The organism is Alkalihalobacillus sp. R86527 (assembly GCF_042466185.1).
Classification (GTDB): domain Bacteria; phylum Bacillota; class Bacilli; order Bacillales; family Guptibacillaceae; genus Guptibacillus.
The window spans coordinates 1,340,443-1,360,046 of sequence record NZ_JAXHBW010000001.1 but is presented as its reverse complement, the minus strand read 5'-3'; the positions used below and the strand labels follow the sequence as shown (position 1 = coordinate 1,360,046).

At 40.2% G+C, this 19,604-nt stretch carries 17 protein-coding genes and 1 other annotated feature; of the genes, 2 read left to right on the top strand and 15 right to left on the bottom strand.

What is annotated here, in order from left to right:
- Positions 1–49: 49 nt before the first annotated feature.
- The 3 genes from aspS to SJY16_RS06810 all read right to left on the bottom strand — a co-directional run bounded on the left by aspS (position 50) and on the right by SJY16_RS06810 (position 3,721).
- Positions 50–1,837 carry an aspartate--tRNA ligase gene (gene aspS, locus SJY16_RS06820; RefSeq protein WP_377888356.1) on the bottom strand — a complete coding sequence of 596 codons (1,788 nt, stop codon included), beginning with the start codon at positions 1,835–1,837 and terminating at the stop codon, positions 50–52.
- On the bottom strand, positions 1,834–3,120 hold the full coding sequence (gene hisS / locus SJY16_RS06815) for a histidine--tRNA ligase (RefSeq protein WP_377888355.1): 1,287 nt from the start codon (positions 3,118–3,120) through the stop codon (positions 1,834–1,836). Before hisS ends, aspS begins: the two co-directional genes overlap by 4 nt.
- 70 nt (positions 3,121–3,190) lie before the next feature.
- Positions 3,191–3,415 (bottom strand) — a binding site (T-box leader).
- A gap of 132 nt (positions 3,416–3,547) precedes the next feature.
- A complete protein-coding gene (locus tag SJY16_RS06810) occupies positions 3,548–3,721 on the bottom strand; it encodes an RNA polymerase subunit sigma-70 (RefSeq protein WP_224878567.1) in 174 nt (57 codons plus the stop codon).
- Positions 3,722–3,862: 141 nt separating this feature from the next.
- Between SJY16_RS06810 and SJY16_RS06805 the strand changes: the two genes are divergently transcribed.
- The gene (locus tag SJY16_RS06805; RefSeq protein ID WP_377888353.1) at positions 3,863–5,317 is read left to right on the top strand and encodes an N-acetylmuramoyl-L-alanine amidase family protein; all 1,455 of its coding nucleotides are present in this window, start codon (positions 3,863–3,865) and stop codon (positions 5,315–5,317) included.
- Between the two features lie 159 nt (positions 5,318–5,476).
- Here SJY16_RS06805 and dtd read toward each other — a convergent pair whose 3' ends face one another.
- The 10 genes from dtd to SJY16_RS06755 form a co-directional block, all read right to left on the bottom strand.
- Entirely contained in the window at positions 5,477–5,920 is a 444-nt protein-coding gene (gene dtd, locus SJY16_RS06800; RefSeq protein WP_377892096.1) for a D-aminoacyl-tRNA deacylase, read from the bottom strand.
- 23 nt (positions 5,921–5,943) lie between these two features.
- A complete protein-coding gene (locus tag SJY16_RS06795; RefSeq protein ID WP_377888352.1) occupies positions 5,944–8,124 on the bottom strand; it encodes a RelA/SpoT family protein in 2,181 nt (726 codons plus the stop codon).
- 168 nt (positions 8,125–8,292) lie between these two features.
- A complete protein-coding gene (locus SJY16_RS06790) occupies positions 8,293–8,805 on the bottom strand; it encodes an adenine phosphoribosyltransferase (protein ID WP_377888351.1) in 513 nt (170 codons plus the stop codon).
- Positions 8,806–11,157, bottom strand: coding sequence for a single-stranded-DNA-specific exonuclease RecJ (gene recJ, locus SJY16_RS06785; RefSeq protein WP_377888350.1), 2,352 nt, complete (start codon positions 11,155–11,157; stop codon positions 8,806–8,808).
- A gap of 116 nt (positions 11,158–11,273) precedes the next feature.
- Entirely contained in the window at positions 11,274–11,618 is a 345-nt protein-coding gene (locus SJY16_RS06780) for a LapA family protein (protein ID WP_377888349.1), read from the bottom strand.
- 41 nt (positions 11,619–11,659) lie between these two features.
- On the bottom strand, positions 11,660–12,562 hold the full coding sequence (locus tag SJY16_RS06775; protein ID WP_377888348.1) for a cation diffusion facilitator family transporter: 903 nt from the start codon (positions 12,560–12,562) through the stop codon (positions 11,660–11,662).
- 111 nt (positions 12,563–12,673) lie between these two features.
- Positions 12,674–13,594 (bottom strand): protein translocase subunit SecF, encoded by a 921-nt coding sequence (gene secF / locus SJY16_RS06770; RefSeq protein WP_377888347.1) that lies wholly within the window; start codon positions 13,592–13,594, stop codon positions 12,674–12,676.
- Positions 13,584–14,888 carry a protein translocase subunit SecD gene (secD, locus tag SJY16_RS06765; protein ID WP_377888345.1) on the bottom strand — a complete coding sequence of 435 codons (1,305 nt, stop codon included), beginning with the start codon at positions 14,886–14,888 and terminating at the stop codon, positions 13,584–13,586. Before secD ends, secF begins: the two co-directional genes overlap by 11 nt.
- A 104-nt stretch (positions 14,889–14,992) precedes the next feature.
- Positions 14,993–15,262 (bottom strand): post-transcriptional regulator, encoded by a 270-nt coding sequence (locus SJY16_RS06760; protein WP_377888343.1) that lies wholly within the window; start codon positions 15,260–15,262, stop codon positions 14,993–14,995.
- A gap of 19 nt (positions 15,263–15,281) precedes the next feature.
- Positions 15,282–15,767: a COG2426 family protein gene (locus SJY16_RS06755; protein WP_377888342.1), complete on the bottom strand. Its 486-nt coding sequence runs from the start codon at positions 15,765–15,767 to the stop codon at positions 15,282–15,284.
- A 121-nt stretch (positions 15,768–15,888) separates the two neighbouring features.
- Between SJY16_RS06755 and spoVB the strand changes: the two genes are divergently transcribed.
- Positions 15,889–17,442 carry a stage V sporulation protein B gene (gene spoVB / locus SJY16_RS06750; protein WP_377888341.1) on the top strand — a complete coding sequence of 518 codons (1,554 nt, stop codon included), beginning with the start codon at positions 15,889–15,891 and terminating at the stop codon, positions 17,440–17,442.
- A 53-nt stretch (positions 17,443–17,495) separates the two neighbouring features.
- Here spoVB and SJY16_RS06745 read toward each other — a convergent pair whose 3' ends face one another.
- Complete coding sequence (locus tag SJY16_RS06745) at positions 17,496–18,158, bottom strand: DUF421 domain-containing protein (protein ID WP_377888340.1); 663 nt, start codon at positions 18,156–18,158, stop codon at positions 17,496–17,498.
- A gap of 94 nt (positions 18,159–18,252) precedes the next feature.
- A complete protein-coding gene (locus SJY16_RS06740) occupies positions 18,253–19,536 on the bottom strand; it encodes an ArsB/NhaD family transporter (RefSeq protein ID WP_377892093.1) in 1,284 nt (427 codons plus the stop codon).
- Positions 19,537–19,604: the final 68 nt, after the last annotated feature.

The window sequence follows — 19,604 nt, the reverse complement described above, 5'->3', positions numbered from 1 at the left end:
CTTAATAGTGATTTCAATAAAGTACTACTAGGTAATTGTTAGTGTTTTATTATTCTTTTTCAGCTGCTACTGGCTTTTTCCTAAGTTCGAGGTTCAACTCTTTAAGCTGCTCTTCACTGACAGGCGAAGGTGCTTCTGTTAAGAGGCAGCTAGCACTTGCTGTTTTTGGAAATGCGATCGTATCTCTAAGATTGTTTCTTCCTGCAAGAAGCATTACCAAACGATCGAGCCCAAATGCAATTCCACCATGAGGAGGTGTACCATACTCGAAAGCTTCTAGTAAGAAGCCAAACTCTTTCGTAGCTTCTTCTTTAGTAAATCCGAGAGCACGGAACATTTTTTCTTGAACATCTCTTTGGTAAATACGCTGAGATCCCCCACCAAGTTCATATCCATTCAATACGAGGTCGTATGCATCAGCACGAACATTACCTGGCTCTTCTTCAAGAAGATGCAAGTCTTCTTTTAGTGGCATTGTAAATGGATGGTGCTCAGCAAAGTAACGATCTTGTTCTTCATCATAGCTCATTAGAGGGAAATCCATAACCCATAGGAAGTTAAATTTCGATTCATCGATCAATCCAAGTTCCCTACCTAGCTTTAATCGTAATGAACCAAGACTATCAGCAACAACTGATTTACTGTCAGCAACAAATAATAAAAGGTCTCCAGCTTCAGCGCCGAACGCTTCAATTAACTGAGCAGACATGTCTTCATCAAAGAATTTAGAAATAGGTCCTTTCAAACCTTCTTCCTCTACCTTTAACCAAGCAAGCCCTTTTGCTTTGTATGTTTTCACATATTCAGTGAGAGCATCGATATCTTTACGAGAATAATTGCCAGCTGCGCCTTTGGCATTGATACCTTTTACTGCCCCACCAGATGAAACAGCTCCTGAGAACACTTTGAACGATGAATCTTTGACAAGCTCAGAAACATCCACAAACTCCATCTCAAAACGAGTGTCAGGCTTATCAGAACCATAACGGCTCATTGCCTCTGCATGAGTCATACGAGGAAATGGTGTTTCAAGATCAACACCCTTTGTTTCTTTCAATACAAGAGACATCATCTCTTCCATCATAGAAATTAAATCTTCCTTTGGTAAGAAAGATGTTTCAATATCCACTTGAGTGAATTCCGGCTGACGATCAGCACGAAGGTCTTCATCACGGAAACAACGAACGATTTGATAGTAACGTTCGAAACCTGACACCATCAATAACTGTTTAAACAATTGAGGTGATTGAGGAAGTGCGTAAAATTCTCCATTATGCACACGACTCGGTACAAGATAGTCTCTCGCTCCTTCAGGTGTACTCTTCGTAAGCATCGGTGTTTCGACTTCTAGGAATTCATTGTGATCAAGAAAATCTCTAATCGCTTTCGTCGTACGGTGACGAAGCTTAAATGTTTCTTGCATTACTGGACGTCTGAGATCAAGATAACGATACTTTAGACGAATATCTTCGCCAACCTCAACATCGTCTGAAACCGCAATCGGTGGGTTTTTAGCAGCATTTAAAATTTCCAGCTTTTCTGCATGGATTTCAACTGCTCCTGTCGGGATGTTCGGGTTCACCGTTTCTTTCGCACGTTCAACAACTGTACCAGTAATCGCAAGCACATATTCACTTCTTACTTTTTCAGCTAATTCAAGTGCTTCTTTTGAAACTGTAGGGTTAAAAACAACCTGTACGATTCCAGAACGGTCTCTAAAATCGATGAAAATCAATCCACCGAGATCACGACGCTTTTGCACCCATCCTTTTACTTCTACTTTCTCGCCCACTTGACTTTCGCGAACCTTGCCGCATGAATGGCTTCTTCCTATCATTCTCCAGTTTCCTCCTTCAATTTCTTTGTAAGGTAAGAGGTGATTTCAGAAAAGCGTACCGCTTGCTGATCTCCCGTTTCCATTTCCTTAATGTTAATTTCATCCTTTTGGAGTTCATCCTCCCCAAGAATCGCTACATACTTCGCATTCGAGCGATTAGCTGCTTTGAATTGACTCTTCATTTTCCGATCAAGATAGTCACGTTCAGCTGATAAGCCTGCACTGCGTAACTCATGAAGAAGACCATTTGAAATTGTCTGTGCTTCTTCTCCCATCGTAACAACATAGCAATCGATTGTTTTTTCGATCGGGAGTTCAACTCCTTCTGCTTCTAGAGCCAGCAATAGGCGTTCAATACTCATAGCAAATCCGATTCCAGGCGTTGTAGGTCCACCTACTTCTTCAACAAGACCGTTATAACGTCCACCGCCACTAAGCGTTGTAATCGCTCCAAACCCTTCTGCTTCACTCATAATTTCAAATGCTGTGTGGTTATAATAATCAAGCCCTCTTACGAGACGCTCATCGATCACGTAGTCAATTTTCATATAATCCAACGCTTTTTTGACGTTCGTGAAGTAATTTGCAGATTCTTCGTTTAAGTAATCAAGGATAGATGGTGCACTTGCCATCAATTCATGATCGCGGTCTTTCTTACAATCCAGGATTCGTAGAGGATTATTTTCTAAGCGATTTTGACAATCGCTGCAGAACTCACCAATACGTGGTTCGAAATGTGCGATTAATGCATTTCGATGTGCCTCTCTACTTTCAGTGTCACCAAGACTATTTAGATATAATTTCAGGTTCTTAAGGCCTAGTTCTTTATAGAAATCGATTGCTAACGCGATGACTTCCGCATCGATCGAAGGATCATTACTACCCATAGCCTCTACACCAAACTGGACAAACTGTCTCATCCTCCCAGATTGAGGGCGCTCATATCGAAACATCGGCCCTATATAGTACAGCTTTACAGGTTGCTCAGCCAATCCAAACATTTTATTGTTCACAAAGGCTCTAACTGCAGAAGCGGTACCTTCAGGACGAAGTGTAAGACTTCTACCACCTCGATCTTCAAATGTATACATCTCTTTCTGGACGATATCAGTTGAATCCCCTACACCACGCTGAAATAATTCCGTCTTCTCGAAAATAGGAGTGCGTAGTTCATGATAATTATATCTACGACAAATATCTCTTGCCTTTTCCTCTATATATTGCCAAAGCTCGGATGTACCAGGTAGAATATCCTGCGTACCTCTCGGAATTTGAAAACTCATTTTTTTCTCCTCCTTAAATCATATAGCCCAATTTTTGGGACTAAAAAAAACCCCCATCCCTGAATATACATTCAGGGACGAGAGTTACCCGCGGTGCCACCCTAATAGAAGAAGTCATTTTCTTCCACTTTAACAGTTAACGCCTGTAAACGTTGTTCCCTACTAAGCGAGCTGTTCGGAAACAATCCCAGGAAGTGTCTTTCAAAAAAGTGGACTCAAGAATGTTTTCAGCCTACGACATTCTCTCTCTGGTGATGCCCTATCTTTTTTTACTTTTCTCCCTCATTGGAGCAACGTATCTAATTACTGAATTGTTTTCTATCATACGAGTCCGCGTTTTTTTTGTCAAGCTTATTTTTGCGTGTCAATTCTGTCATCGGCAGGATTCGTTCCGCGAATCCTACCCGATAAGCCTTTTTCCAAACAATTAACGCTTCATTTTCTGTCGCATGATTTTAATACTTTTGAGCGACAACCCGAACTCTTCTGCTAACTCCATATTCGTTAAACATTGCTCTTTTTGTAGAAAGTCATGAAAATCCACGCCGAACTCTGGTTGAGAATTATTATAGTTCATCATTTCTTTATTTGTTGATCTCAACAGCTATCATCCTTTTTTAGTGAAGTGTTATACTAGTTTCACCAAAAATAATGACATTTACAACTTCACGAAGGATTCTTTTTATCCGATAAAGAAATATCGCTTATGTGAAAATGTAGGAACGGAGAAAGGAGTCGCACATTGAAATATTTATTATACGGCTTTCTACTTTTATTTTTAGTATGTCTTATGCCTGAGAAAGGTTTTGCTGAAGAAACAGCAAAAATAACGAACACATTAAATGTCCGTTCTGGTCCATCACTTACATCTTCTGTTCTTCAACAGGTACATAGCGGCGAGACGTTACCTATAATTGGAAATTCTGGTGAGTGGTTTGAAGTAAGACTAGATTCAGAAGAAACTGGATGGATTGCTGGTTGGTTGATTACAACCATCGAAAACACCGAGACACCTTCGGTAGTCGAGCCTATTGTTTCTGATCTACAGATAAGATCAGGGCCAAGTGAAGCAAACCGTGTAATCGGAAGTACAAAACCAGGAGAAACTTGGCAAGTCTCGAAAACCAAAGGGAATTGGACAGCTATACACTACCACGATCGCATCGGATGGGTTGCTAATTGGCTTGTGGAAGAAGTAAAAGAAGCTTCTAGCACAAGTGAACAACAAGACACCAAACCGATCAAAAAAGAAGTCGTCGCTTCGGTATTAAACGTTCGAGAACAGCCGGGAGTAGACAGCACAATCCTGACACAGCTTCCCAATGGTACAGTCGTTTCTGACTTAAAACAACTAGGAAAATGGAGCTTAATTCAATACAATAACGGAGAAACAGGATGGGTTGATCGCACGTATTTAACAGAGACAAACAAACATCTATCAGCGAGTTACCTTACGCTGCTTTACCACTCCACAAATTTTAGAGACGGACCTGGACTAGATTATCCTGTTATCGCACAGGGCTCGAAAAATGACAAATACGAAATAGTTGGAAAAGAAAAAGAATGGTATGAAGTCGTATTGAATGATGGCAGAACAGCCTATGTGGCCGATTGGATTGTTTCGACAGGCTCTTCTCTCGGATTGAGAGCAAATCATACTAGAGGAAAAACTGTCATATTAGATGCCGGGCATGGCGGACATGATAGTGGAGCCCTTGGTCTGTTTACTTACGAAAAGCTATTAACACTCCGAACGACTAAAGCAATTGCCGAAAAACTGAAAGACGCAGGCATTCGTGTCATTTTAACAAGAGATTTGGATCGTTATGTTTCATTATCAGAACGAACAAACCTTTCCGATCGATACCAGGCAGATGCGTTTGTTAGCGTCCATTATGATAGTGCTGTAGACCCGACCGCAAACGGAATGACTACTTATTACTATCATGAAGATCACAAGTCTCTCGCTACAAGCATTCATGATGAAGTAACTCATGCCAACTCACTAAAGGATCGAGGCATACGGTTCGGGAACTATTATGTACTACGCAATAATCCTTCACCATCTGTATTACTAGAACTGGGCTACTTATCTAACCCATTCGAAGAGCAACAAATCAACAAGCAACATTATCAAGCTAACATGACCTCCAATGTTGCTAATGGTATTATTACTTATCTAAATAGAAGTCGTTAATTAAATAAGATTCTTTTCGTGAACATTATTGCTATAAGAACTGGGATGATTTCCGCTCAACTTAGCTAGGTGTGGTTCTTTAAAATAAATTCTTTCAAAAACAACAATCTTTGAAAAAAATTCGTAAATAAAAGCAGCAGGGATCCCCTGCTGCTTTTACTATTCCTTGCTATCTATGATGAGGGTAACTGGACCGTCATTTGTTAGCTGAACATCCATCATAGCTCCAAACACACCAGTTTGGACCTCCACGCCTTTATCCATGACAAATTCGTTGAATCTCTCATAAAGGGCTTTGGCTTTATCTGGTTTTGCAGCCTTCATAAAGTTTGGTCTTCTTCCTTTACGACAATCTCCATATAGCGTGAACTGAGAAATTGATAGAAGGGCACCACCTAAGTCTTTGAGTGAGAGATTCATCTTTTCACTATCATCTTCAAAGATACGAAGGTTTACGATTTTATCAGCCAAATACGCTGCGTCCTTTTCCGTATCTTCCTGGGTTACACCAAGCAGAACGACGAGTCCCGAATCGATTTCCCCAGTTACTTCATCATTTACAGTAACTGACGCATGCTTCGACCTTTGAACTACAGCTTTCATCATGAACTTCCTTTCTAACTCTGCTATTGCATAATTCTACGCACGGCATAAATGTCTGGTATACGCTTCACACGCTCAACGACTTTCTGAAGATGTGCGGTATTTCGAATGGAGACCGTCATACTGATTGTAGCCATCTTGTTGTTATCAGAACGGCCTGATACGGATGTCATATCCGTTTTCGTTTCTGCAACAGCTTGAAGAACTTCATTCAGCAATCCTCTTCGATCATACCCACTGATTTCAATGTCAACGTTATAGCTTTTTGGTGAATGACTTTCCCATTCCACTTCAAGAAGACGTTCCTTTGCATTATCTTCATTGACGTTAGGGCAGTCTTTTCTATGAATCGAGACACCTCTACCTTTCGTGATATATCCTACAATATCATCACCAGGAACTGGATTACAGCAGCGAGAAAGCCGAATTAACAAATTATCGATTCCTTTGACTCTTACGCCAGACTCCGCTCGTTTTGGTGCTTGAGATGGAGAGTGCGTCTTGCCTTCAATGATCGACCTTGCAAGCTCTTCTTCTTGCTCTTTTGTCTTTTCTTTTCTAGCTTTTTCTGTTAGCCTAGTCGCGATTTGAGCTGCAGTAATACCACCATAGCCAACTGCTGCATACATATCTTCTTCGCTTGTGAAATTAAATTTATTCGAGACATTCGCAATGTTTTCAGAAGTTAATACTTCTTTGAGCTCAAAGCCATGCCCTTTTATTTCTTTTTCAACAAGTTCTCGACCCTTATCAACATTTTCTTCACGCTTTTCTTTCTTAAACCATTGTTTAATCTTGTTCTTTGCATGAGAGCTTTGACTGATTTTCAGCCAATCTTTACTAGGACCATATGAATGCTTAGAAGTAAGCACTTCTACGATGTCTCCAGTTTTCAATTTATAATCTAGCGGAACCATCTTCCCATTGACTTTAGCACCGATACACTGGTTTCCAATCTCCGTGTGGATCCGATAAGCAAAATCAAGCGGAACAGAACCCGTTGGAAGCTCGATCACATCTCCCTTTGGAGTAAACACGAATACCATATCACTGAAGAGATCGACCTTTAGAGATTCCATAAACTCTTCAGCATTTGATACATCATTTTGCCATTCGAGAATTTGCCTAAACCAGGAAAGTTTTTTCTCGAACGAACTATTCACTGCACCGTCATTGTCTTCTTTATATGCCCAATGAGCAGCAATACCGTATTCTGCAACCTTATGCATATCAGACGTTCGGATCTGTACTTCAAGAGGGTCACCCTTTGGACCGATTACCGTTGTGTGAAGTGATTGATACATATTTGCTTTTGGCATTGCGATATAATCTTTGAAACGACCGGGCATGGGCTTCCAACAAGTGTGAATGATTCCAAGAACAGCGTAGCAATCTTTAATGCTATTCACGACAATTCGAACAGCGAGCAGATCATAAATCTCATTAAATTGTTTGTGCTGCTTAGTCATTTTTCGATAGATACTGTATATATGTTTCGGACGACCAGAAATTTCCGCATTAATTGAAACTTCCTTGACTCGTTCTTGAATTTCACCAACCACCTCATGAACGAAGCCTTCTCTCTCTTCTCGCTTCTTTTGCATGAGATTAACGATACGATAATACTGTTGGGGATTCAGATAACGAAGTGCAGTATCTTCAAGTTCCCATTTAATGGTTGAAATACCGAGACGATGGGCAAGAGGTGCGAATATCTCTAGGGTCTCATTTGCTTTTTGTAATTGCTTTTCTTTTGGCATATGCTTTAGTGTTCGCATATTGTGAAGACGGTCAGCAAGCTTAATCAAAATACATCTGATATCTTGAGCCATTGCGATCATCATCTTACGGTGATTTTCAGCCTGCTGCTCTCGCTTTGACTTGTATTTAATCTTCTTTAGCTTAGTTACGCCATCAACGAGCATGGCAAGTTCAGGACTAAACTCGTTCGAAATTTCTTCAAGGGTTACCTCTGTATCCTCAACCACATCATGAAGAAACCCCCCAGCTACCGTTACAGGGTCAACCTCAAGATTCACAAGAATACCCGCAACTTCAACAGGGTGAATGATATAAGGTTCACCTGATTTTCGGTATTGGCCTTCGTGTGAATCACGTGCGTATTCATAAGCTCTTTGGACAAAGGAGAGATCCTCCTCTGCCAAATATTGCTTCGCTCTTTGCATTACCTCTTCTATGGTCATGAAATCACCTTAATTACTGTTGGTATATAGCTTCTATTATCGTTAAAAAAAGTCTGCATGTAAAGCATTAAAGAAAAATATGTCGTTTTTCATTACTGGAAACAAGTGGTGATGCTCGTTCTTAAAGAGAAAGAGTGTCCGAAAGATGTTTCGGACACTCTATAATGATCAATAAGTCATTAGTGTGAAAATGTCATGACGATCCAGGTTTTTACGTCCTTCTAGATAAGAAAGCTCAATCATAAATGCTAGACCTACAACGACTCCACCAAGTTTCTCAACAAGCTCGATGGTAGCATTGATCGTACCGCCCGTCGCGAGCAGATCGTCTGTAATGAGAACTCTTTGGCCTGGCTTAATCGCATCTTTATGAATGGTTAGAACGTCTTTGCCGTATTCTAGTCCATAATCCACTTTAACAACTTCTCTTGGAAGCTTTCCTTCCTTTCGTACAGGAACGAACCCAATGCCAAGAATGTAAGCGACAGGACAACCTACGATGAATCCACGAGCTTCTGGTCCAACAATAACGTCGACGTTCTTGTCCTTAGCGAAATCAGCAATATCACTTACTACGCCTCTATACGCCTCTCCATCTTGCATCAGTGGTGTAATATCTTTGAAGCGGATTCCTTCCTTCGGGTAATCTTCAACTACTGAAATATAGTCTTTATAATTCATTTATTTAATGGCCTCCTCAGTGCTACTGAAACAATTTACTGATTGATCGAACCAACTTTTCAACGCATGATAAGATGAATAACAAAAATCATTCTCGAGCTTTGCTTGTTCTAGCTTGCTTCTATACGTTTTTGAAGAAGTAAGTTCGTTTTTTACAGATTGTGGATTTATTGAAATAAGTCCGTCTTCCATTCTAACAAAGTTCAACTCAAAAAACACCTGTGACATAAAGTTGACAGTCTCCTTCGACCAACCCTTGTGTTTTGCAAGCTTTGCAGCGTCTTTCAAATGGAAGCTTCCACGTTTCATTAAAAATCCATAATACCACTTAAAATCTTCTTGAGATGGTAGTGTTGAAAAGAAATGGTCTTCTTCATGTTCAAAGACTGCATACGTTCTTTCAGGCTTCCCACCTTTACGAAACAACTCGATAAGGTCTTCTTCTATATATGGCAGATCTAGCAACATGACATATTTATTCTCAAAAGATAGATTCTCTTCAAGAGGATTACGAACTACTAGATCGCTCCAATTTTGAATTCCTAGTTTATCGACGGTAGTGTCTCTGAAAGCTATCATGGTTAATTTCTCTACCGGAAGGTTATTTAACCTCTTGTTAAGATCTCGTATCCCACGATAATCAAAAAGTTGCCATTCATTCACCGCTAAATCATGAACGAAAATTTGTGGCTTCTTCAATCCATTCCACTCATTTATTGAGAGCTGACCAATAACAGATAGTGCTGATCGAGAAGCGATTTCTTCGAATACATAGCCGAAATGAAATCCTACCCCATCTAGAGTCGATCCACCCTCTTTCAAGGAAACTTTCAGGTGATTTTCTTGACTACCTATTCTTCTGATTTGAGCTAAACTTACATCTTTTAGCATAACTACTGGTTTAGGATTACTCACGCCAAAAGGAGCTAACAAATTCATTTGCTCGATTGTATCAAGTGATATATCTTCTATTGAGCAATGTAGATCAACCTTAGTAAGAGGTGTTAAGTCTGCTTCGGTAAGGCTCTCGTTCGCTTGTACGTTCAATCTACTTCTTAAATCGTCAAGATATTCTAAATCAATCGTCATCCCTGCTGCCATCGGGTGGCCTCCGAAATGTGGAAGAATATCTCGACACTCCGATAGATTCATGAACATATCGAACCCTTCTATACTTCGAGCAGATCCTTTAGCAACGCCCTTTTCTCGGTCGATACTCATGACAATAGTAGGGCGGTAATATTTCTCTACTAGCCGGGAAGCAACAATCCCAATTACACCGGGATTCCATCCTTCTCGAGCTATGATCAGTACACGATTATTATCTAATGGATAGTTCGCTTCCACTTCTTCTATCGCTTCTTTTGTCATCGTATTCACAAGCTCTTGTCGGGCTTTATTTAAAGAATCGATCTCTTCTGCGATTTGCTTAGCATAAGTCAAATCTTCAGTAGTTAACAACTCAACAGCTGGACCAGCATGTTCTAGCCTTCCAACAGCGTTTAATCTTGGTCCGATTCCGAAGCCAAGGTGTTCTTCATTCAATTCCTGTCCCTTGAGTCCACACACGTCCAATAGCGCTTTTATTCCCGGTTTATCGGAATTCTGAAGAGCACGAATCCCTTCACTAGCGATCAAGCGGTTTTCATCCTGGAGAGGAACCAAATCAGCAATAGTGCCCATCGCCGCTATTTCGAGCAAGTGACCAGGTATTCGATCAAGAAGTGCATGAGCTAGCTTAAAAGCAACTCCCACTCCTGCTAACCCTTTGAACGGATAGGTGCAACCTGGTTTTTTGGGGTTAATAATGGCAAGAGCATCAGGAAGAACGGGTGGTGGCTCATGGTGATCTGTTATGATCAGATCGATGCCAATTTCCTTTGCTATCTCTGCTTCATGAACACCAGAGATTCCTGTATCAACTGTTACAATTAAATCATATCCATCTTCTTTGGCTTTTCGGAATGCAGTTTCGTTAGGACCATACCCTTCCGTAAAACGGTTCGGAATATAATAATCAAACTGAGCACCGAGTTCGTTAAACGTATAAACAAGAACCGAAGTACTACTCACACCATCAGCGTCATAATCCCCAAAAATGAGAATTCTTTCGTTGTTTGAAATGGCTTCTTTTATTCGTTGTACCGATTCTTTCATTCCATCCATTAAATAAGGATCATGATATGATAAATTTTCTTTGTATAAAAATCTACGGGCTGTTTCAGCACTTTGAATACCTCTATTCACTAAAAGAGAAGTAGCAAGGCGTGATATCCCTAGTTCACTCTGGAGCTGGTCGATGTTTGTTTCATCTGATTCAGCTAACTTCCAGCGTGTTTTAGACTTTAACATCGAATCACCTCTTAACCAGTCTATTATATATAGTTATCGAATATTTGACCATAGGTTGAGGGAAGGAAACTTCCAAAACAAATTAAAAACCTCCGCGTACGCGGAGGTTTGGTCGCTTATTTATTTTCATTTTCTACCGAATTTTCTTCAGATACTACCTCTTCAGATGGTTGAGAGGCTTCATCTGTGTCTGATACCGTAACAAGTTGACTTTCTGTATGTCCCTTATTTTCTTTCCGAAGTCTTTTCACTTCTCTACTCAATTTGTAATACTTCACCATTCCAAACCCAAGTACCAAGATCGCTCCCATTAGTACTGACCCTAAAATAACGAGCACAAGCGGCCATTCAGATGTTCCGAATACATAGTTCACTTGAACAGGATCGACATTTACAACTGAAAAAACCGCAATGATTAGAGCGAATATTAAAGCAACAACCAATCCCCATTGTCCTTTCATCTCTTTCAACCTCCCCTTATTACTAGTCTATTCTCTTATGCTCAACTTTTTTCCTTTGGTTCATATGGATTGATATGAATGAGGACATCATGAACCTCATCTTGTTTTAATAGATGTTCTTTCACAGCTTTTCCGATATCATGACCCTCTTTGACGGTGATGTCGGGGTCAACCCCGAGTTTAATATCAATGATGACGTAATGACCATGCTCTCTCGCATAAAACTCATCCAAATTAAGTACACCTGGCATCTCCTTGATTGCTTTCACATAATGCGTTGTATCTTCATCATGTAAAACGTGATCTAATGTAGTATGAATCGATTCAAAGCCTAACTTAACTGCCATTTTCCCAATAAGTATCGAGACAAATATTCCGGCTACAGGGTCTGCATAGACAAGCCAGGACATGTTGAAGAAGCTTCCAAGGAGAGCTCCAGTTATACCTATGAGTACGGCAATAGAAGAATATACATCTGAACGATGTTCGTATGCATTGACGATAAGAGCATCACTGTTAATCTTTTTTCCTAACTTGTACTTGTATCGAAACAGGATTTCTTTCGTGATGATTGAAATAAGTGCTGCATACAAAGCGAGTTGACCTGGCGCCTCGATAGGTTCAAACAACGCTTGTCCAGAACTGATACCGATTTCCACTCCAACGAGGAGAAGCAATACTGCAACGATAATTGCAGCAATCGATTCAGCTTTTCCATGACCGTATGGGTGATCCCGATCAGGAGGAAGCTTGGCAGCCCTAAGGCCAATTAAAACCGCGAATGATCCTGCAACATCAGAAGCAGAGTGGGCAGCATCGGCAATCAATGCACGACTATTCGCTATATATCCAATTACTCCTTTCAGAACAGCAAGAGCAATATTTGCGATTATGCCAATAAGTGCTGCTACCTCCGCTTTGCGAAAACGCTCTTCTTTATTCATGTCTTCACCTCTAATTGTGCCTATTCACTATAGCCTTTCCCTTCAATACGCTCACATAACACAAAAAAATTCCGATTGTAAAAGCCATGGCATAGCCATGGCTTTTATTCTCTAAGCTTCACTACTAGCCGTTGAGAACTTCTTCTTTTTTAGTTGCTTTCCTTTCCACACAGCCCATATTTGTGAGGCAATAAATAGAGAAGAATACGTACCAGCAACTAGTCCGATTAGCAATGCAATCGCAAATGGACGGATTGCTTCTCCTCCAAAAATAGTGAGCGCAGCAGCTGCAAATACAACTGTTAGAACAGTATTGATCGAACGAGCAAGTGTTTGAACAAGACTCTTGTTCACAACACGAGCAACGTCTTCAAAGTCTTTAACCTTTTTCTCTAATTTCATATTTTCTCGAATTCTATCGAACGTTACGATCGTATCATTGATCGAATACCCGACAATCGTCAGAACAGCAGCGATGAAGGTAATATTCACCTCAATCTGCAATAAGCTGAATACCGCAATAATAAAGAATGCGTCATGAAAAAGCGCAACAATTGCTGCCATTCCCTGTAACCATTCAAACCGGATTGCTACGTAGATGATGATCCCTATAGAGGCGATCGCAACTGCAATAAATGCATTCTTCGCAAGATCCACTGCAACGTCAGGTGAAACTGTACTTACATTCGGTTCTGCACCGTAAAGTTCAGAGAAATGATCTTTCAATTCACTGATTTCTTCTTTCTCAAGTTCATCTTTAAAAGCCGCAACAGCCATATCGCCGCCACCTGCTAGCGTTACCGACTCAGGCTTATAGCCAAGGGAATCAAATTCAGAGCTAACTTCTTCAGTCGTTAGCTTCTGCTCCGAATTAATATCCACTCTAGAGCCACTTGAGAAATCAATACCGAGATTAAGGCCAAATATTGCAAGCACCAATCCTCCAAGGACAATCAAGGCTAGTGAAATCATAAAAAACTTATTCCGATGTTTCACAAAGTCAAAATCAATATTTCTTAGTTTAGAGCTCATCGATCTCACTCTCCTTCACGCCAAAAAGTCCGGGCTTTTTATTCAATGCCCTGCTCTTGACCCACAGTCCAAGTAGGATGCGTGACCCCCAAACAGCAGTCAAAAAGCTTACGATAATACTCGTGATCAACATTACTGCAAACCCTTTTACAGAGCTTGTACCGTATGCAAACAGTACACCAGCAGCGATCAAAGTAGTGATGTTGGCATCGAAAATCGTTGTAAATGATCGTCTTCCACCAGCTTTGAAAGCAGACATGATCGATTTACCTGAACGTATTTCTTCTTTTATCCGCTCATACGTAATGATATTGGCATCAACGGCCATACCCACTCCGAGAATCAATGCCGCTATACCTGGTAGTGTTAATACAGCTCCCATCCAGTTAAACACGACAAGGATTAGATAGATATAAGTACTTAGCGTGATAACAGCGATCATACCTGGGAATCGGTAATAGAAAAGCATAAATAGGAAGATTAAGCCTACTCCAATAAATCCAGCTGTTATTGTTTTATCTAGTGACTTTTCTCCAAACTGTGCTCCTACCGATGTTGAATAGATTTCATCTAGCTTTACAGGAAGGGATCCTGCATTCAATAGCTCTTTTAGATTCTCTGCTTCTTCAATTGTAAAAGGTGGTCCAGAAATAATAACTGTATTTTGAGACAGCACTTCTCTTACTGATGGATCAGAAATGAACTTCTGTTCATCAGCAGGTTTTTGCGCTTCTTCTTTGTACGAGTCACCTTCTTGATAATCTAACCAGATCACTAATCGGTTATCTGGAAAAGGTTTATTCATAATTTCACCGGTAATATCAGCGAATTGTTGAGGATCCTTCAAAGCTACCTGAACCACTGGCTGATTTTTCTCGAAAACTACTTTAGCAGCGCCTTCTTTTAAATCTGCACCGCTCATCTTCTCTTCGTCATCAACCGTTCGAAATGTGAGTTCAGCCTGCGTAGACAGAAGCTCACGAGCCTGATTTTGGTCCTTTACACCGGCTAACTGTACACGGATCCTATCTTCCCCTTCAATCGTGATTCGAGGCTCTGATACACCGAGAACATTGATCCGTTTATAAAGTGCACTCACTGTACTATTCAACAAGTCTTTAGAAAGCTCTTGTCCATCTTGGGCGGGTTCTACTTTATATAGAACTTCAAAGCCACCTTGAAGATCAAGACCAAGTTTGATGTCTTTTGTCACACCTAGGACCGTCGTTCCAATCAATCCCCCTAGAAGGAGAACAATCAAAAAGAACGAAACAATCCGGCCTTTTTTTACCATGGAATAAAAACTCCTCTCTAAGCCAACAGCAATAACGTATGTAGGTTAAAATGCCATAATACTACATATTATACCGAAATATAGATTTTTCTGTCAATTATTGTTCAATTATGCAAACTTTCCTCTTCACTAACCCAACCTGTACCCCTGTACGCATGAATAGTCAACCAATTCATATATTCATTCGCAGACAATCTCATGATGTCATTTACAAGTTGGTGAAGTTTGATTTCTTCATTATCATTATTTCGTTCTATACGAGCAAGGAGACAACTCCAGATCTCATCAACAGTAGCCCTATCATAGCCCAACAGGTGAAACTCGTCTCTCTTGCTTTCAAGTGCAGGATATACTTCGTTTTTCCAGTCTTCCATCCTTCTGTCTCCTCTCTTTCTAAAAAATTGAATAAATTGCCGCACCTACTCCAAGGCCAGCAATAACGACTCCCGTTAAGATCGATAGAAAAGCATATTTAAACCGTATCGCAAAAAGCGATGCGGCTACACAAGCACTATAAGCACCTGTTGTTGGCAACGGTACGGCAGTAAATAGGATAAGTCCGATCGCTCCATACTTTTCAACATTTTTACTTTTATTTAGCGTACGTTGATATAACCATTCATAAAAGCGATTATACCATCCGAACCTCATCATCCAATTACTTAGCGGTTTGAATAATAAGAGTAGTGGAATGATTGGCAATACGTTTCCGAATAAACTGAGGAAAAATGCTTCCCAGAATGGAATATCGAACGTAAAAGCCAGTGGTAAACCACCTCTGAGTTCTAGTATTGGAAGGGCAGAAACCACTACCACAATCGCTTCCTGTGGAAGGAAGTCGAGGTTCTCTACTACAAACTGTTTAATTTCATCTTTCATTAAAACACTCCCATATGCCTGTCATGCTTTGTCCCCTACTAAGCATATACATAGTGATAAAAAATATCTAGACTTTTCTATAATTTTGCAAGGCTACTATGTATGGAAAGTAGGTTCATTTATGTCGAAGCAAACCTTTTTAAGAGGTACACTTTTACTTATATTTGCTGGGTTAATCACCAAAATCCTAGGATTTATTAATCGAATCGTTATGTACAGAGTGATGGGTGATGAGGGAGTAGGGTTATACATGATGGCGGTTCCTACCTTGATCCTCACAATTACACTAACAAGGCTCGGACTCCCTGTCGCAATCTCAAAAATGGTAGCAGAAGCAGATGCTGAAGGTGACAGACAAAAGATTAAACGAATTCTCATTGTATCCTTATCGATAACCACCGTATTAAGCATTGTCTTCACAACCATCATGGTACTTGCCGCACCTGTTCTATCGAAAGTATTCTTCACCGATCATCGTACCTTCTATCCATTGATCGCAATTGCACCCGTAGTATCCATCGTTGCGATGTCATCCGTTCTTCGAGGCTATTTTCAGGGACTACAAAACATGCGACCTTCAGCTTATTCACAAGTAATTGAACAAATCGTTCGAATCTGCTTAGTTGCAATCCTAACCGGGGCCTTCTTGCCATATGGCGTTGAATTTGCTGCAGCAGGTGCAATGATTTCAGTCGTGCTTGGAGAACTAGCTTCACTAATTTATATGTTCTCTATGTTTAAAATGAAAAAAAGAATAAAGATAAGGAGCGATTTTTTTTCATATTTAAGAGGCGGGAGAAGTACCTTTAAAGATCTAATGAGTATCTCTCTTCCAACGACAGGCAGTCAGCTGATTGGATCGCTATCCTATTTCTTTGAACCAATAATGGTTGTTCGAAGTCTTGCAATCGCAGGGATTGCAGCTACGATTGCAACGAAACAGTACGGGAATTTAGCAGGGCTCGCGATTCCGCTACTCTTTCTTCCTACTTTCATAACCTTCTCCCTACAAGTGTCACTTGTACCTGCTATCAGCGAAGCATATGCACAAAAGCAGTTCAAGCAAATTCAACACCGCTTAAGTCAGGCAATTCGACTCTCTATGGTCGCTGGTGGAATATCGGTTGTTGTTATGTATGTATTTGCAAAACCACTCCTTGAGATCATGTATAACGCACCTCATGTGGCGATATATGTTCAAGTGATGGCCCCATTCTTTTTCTTTTTCTATTTTCAAGGACCTCTTGCTGCAGCTCTGCAAGCACTTGATCTTGCAAAAGCAGCTATGATTAACAGCTTCATCGGAGCTGTCGTCAAGCTAGCAGCTATCTTCTTCCTTGCATCACGTCCTGAACTTGGAATTATGGGTGCCGCGCTTGCGATTGTAATAGGAATACTACTTGTTACACTTCTTCATTTTGCTACGTTAGTGAAAGCGATTGGATTTTCAATCGTAGTGAGCGATATCCTGAAGGGCGTGGTCAGTATCATTCTAGCTAGCTACGCTGGTCACATATTTTATAAGTTAATGATCGATGCGCCTTCAGACATACCTGGATCGATTCTGGCTATTACTAGCACTTCTATTGTTTATGTCGTTTTGTTACTACTCCTAGGTTTAGTCAATAGAAGTGATCTAAGACGTCTTCCACTTATCGGTAAATTTGTTCACTAGATCCTACTGTTTAAATCATATCAAATCACTAAATAAAAAAGTAACCACTCCGGTTACTTTTTCTCATTTTTCAAATCGATAAAAAAGTTTCCATTCTTATGAAGTGAACAAAATGAAATATCTTTAATGCTTCTCTGACCAACCTTTCTTAATTCTTGACGGAGCCAAAACTCTGTTTTGTCAATTCTCTCAAGATGCTCACCTTGAATCTTTCCATCCAATATAAGAGGTAACGGGAGGTGTGAGTCGGGATAACCTTCTTCGTTCTGGTCTTTTTTGATTACAGATAACTTCCCAGTGGGTTCTAGAATTGCAAATTCAACATCCGACACTGAACTAATATTATTTTCTCTTAGCTGAACAAGGAGATCATCAAAATTGTATCGCTGTTTTTTCATTTCATATTCGTCAATTTTTCCTTTCTCAATCAGAACTGTCGGCTTTCCGTCCACAATTTCTCTAATCTTTTCACTTTTTAAAGAAATAAGTGCCATAATCAATTGGATAATAACTAAGACACTAATCGGAATAAATGTACTAATCATAGGGGTACTAGGGTCTTCAATCGACATGACAGCTAATTCGGCGATCATAATGGAGATAACAAAATCAAGAACACTCAACTGACCGATTTCTCGTTTACCCATTATCCTAAAAACGAGTATGATTACGAAATACAAAACCAGTGTTCTAAGAATCATCGTTGAATACTCCATTCACAATCGCCTCCCTTCTTCATCCTTATTCTTAGTGTGACCAGTGGACGCTCACAGCATAAAGGAAGGTAATGGAAACAAAAAAACTTCCCTTCTAATAGAAGGGAAGCAAGTATCTAAAGTAAATATATACGGTGGATATGAGTAATGAAACAACTACAACAGGGAGACCTATTAATAAGAAGTGCACAAACCTGATTTCGTGATTTTCTTTCATTGCAAGCCCCGCGACTACGACATTGGCGGATGCTCCGATCAATGTTCCGTTTCCACCAAGACAAGATCCTAGTGCAAGCGACCACCAAAGTGGATCAAGATTCGTCATTCCATATCCTGAAAACTCAGTTATCACAGGAATCATCGCTGCTACGAAAGGAATATTATCGAGAAATGCAGACAATATTCCTGATCCCCATAATATAATGATCGACGTTTTCGGCATATCACCTTCAGTATATAGCAAAATCGCCCTAGCAATCTCATCGATAATGCCTACTTCTTCTAAACCACCAATCAGTATGAATAACCCTATAAAAAAAAACAGTGTAACCCATTCGATAGAAGAGAAAACCTCTTCGACTTTATGTTCATTTTGTGTAATTAGAAGTAAAAGGACGGCTCCAGCCATCGCGATATTCGTAATATCTGTATGAAGGATCGGGTGAAGTAAGAATCCGATAATCGTCATAATCAAAACAATACACGATTTAACGAGCAATGGTCCTTTCTTCAAATAATCCTCTGCATTCATCCTCATCAACGTATTTCGATGCGTATCATCTACAACAAGACGCTTTTTATAAAAAAGTAGCAGACCAGTTATGATTACAGCATAAATGACCCCTACAATTGGAGCGAGATTAAAAAGGAAGTCATTAAAATCAAGATGTTTTACTGCTTGCCCAATCATAATATTTGGCGGATCACCTATCAATGTTGCCGTTCCACCTATGTTTGAAGAGAGAATTACCGTAATGAGGAATGGCATACTGGTTACTTTCAAAATTCTCGTTAACGTAAGAATAATAGGAACAAGTAGAAGAACTGTTGTTACGTTATCAAGAAGTGCAGAACCAACAGCAGTTAAGCATCCTACAACTGCAAGAAGCGGAAGCGGATGACCTTTTACCTTCTGCGCCATTTGAATGGCAATGTATTCGAAAATCCCGTTTTGACTAGTGATGGAAACAAGAATCATCATAGAAAACAAAAGGGCAATCGTATTCCAATCTATATGCTTCACAAACGCTTCATCAGCCGTTGAAATACCTGCTAGGAGCATCAACAATCCGCCTCCGCAGGCAACAAGGGCTCTATTTATTTTCTCGGTAATAATCCCTATATAAGCAAGAACAAAAATAATAAGCGCTATACTCATTTCCAATCCCTGCTGCCCCTTTCCTAGCTACTTTCTATAATCGTATGACGGGCTGTCCTAAATCATGA

Bases quoted from the DNA above. Each gene is read 5' to 3' on its own strand.
- SJY16_RS06795 (WP_377888352.1), bottom strand. From the start codon at position 8,124: ATGACCATAGAAGAGGTAATGCAAAGAGCGAAGCAATATTTGGCAGAG.
- aspS (WP_377888356.1), bottom strand. From the start codon at position 1,837: ATGATAGGAAGAAGCCATTCATGCGGCAAGGTTCGCGAAAGTCAAGTG.
- SJY16_RS06740 (WP_377892093.1), bottom strand. From the start codon at position 19,536: ATGAGTATAGCGCTTATTATTTTTGTTCTTGCTTATATAGGGATTATT.
- SJY16_RS06790 (WP_377888351.1), bottom strand. From the start codon at position 8,805: ATGAATTATAAAGACTATATTTCAGTAGTTGAAGATTACCCGAAGGAA.
- recJ (WP_377888350.1), bottom strand. From the start codon at position 11,157: ATGTTAAAGTCTAAAACACGCTGGAAGTTAGCTGAATCAGATGAAACA.
- SJY16_RS06745 (WP_377888340.1), bottom strand. From the start codon at position 18,158: ATGGAGTATTCAACGATGATTCTTAGAACACTGGTTTTGTATTTCGTA.
- spoVB (WP_377888341.1), top strand. From the start codon at position 15,889: ATGTCGAAGCAAACCTTTTTAAGAGGTACACTTTTACTTATATTTGCT.
- secD (WP_377888345.1), bottom strand. From the start codon at position 14,888: ATGGTAAAAAAAGGCCGGATTGTTTCGTTCTTTTTGATTGTTCTCCTT.
- hisS (WP_377888355.1), bottom strand. From the start codon at position 3,120: ATGAGTTTTCAAATTCCGAGAGGTACGCAGGATATTCTACCTGGTACA.
- SJY16_RS06775 (WP_377888348.1), bottom strand. From the start codon at position 12,562: ATGAATAAAGAAGAGCGTTTTCGCAAAGCGGAGGTAGCAGCACTTATT.
- dtd (WP_377892096.1), bottom strand. From the start codon at position 5,920: ATGAAAGCTGTAGTTCAAAGGTCGAAGCATGCGTCAGTTACTGTAAAT.
- SJY16_RS06755 (WP_377888342.1), bottom strand. From the start codon at position 15,767: ATGAAAGATGAAATTAAACAGTTTGTAGTAGAGAACCTCGACTTCCTT.
- SJY16_RS06760 (WP_377888343.1), bottom strand. From the start codon at position 15,262: ATGGAAGACTGGAAAAACGAAGTATATCCTGCACTTGAAAGCAAGAGA.
- secF (WP_377888347.1), bottom strand. From the start codon at position 13,594: ATGAGCTCTAAACTAAGAAATATTGATTTTGACTTTGTGAAACATCGG.
- SJY16_RS06780 (WP_377888349.1), bottom strand. From the start codon at position 11,618: ATGAAAGGACAATGGGGATTGGTTGTTGCTTTAATATTCGCTCTAATC.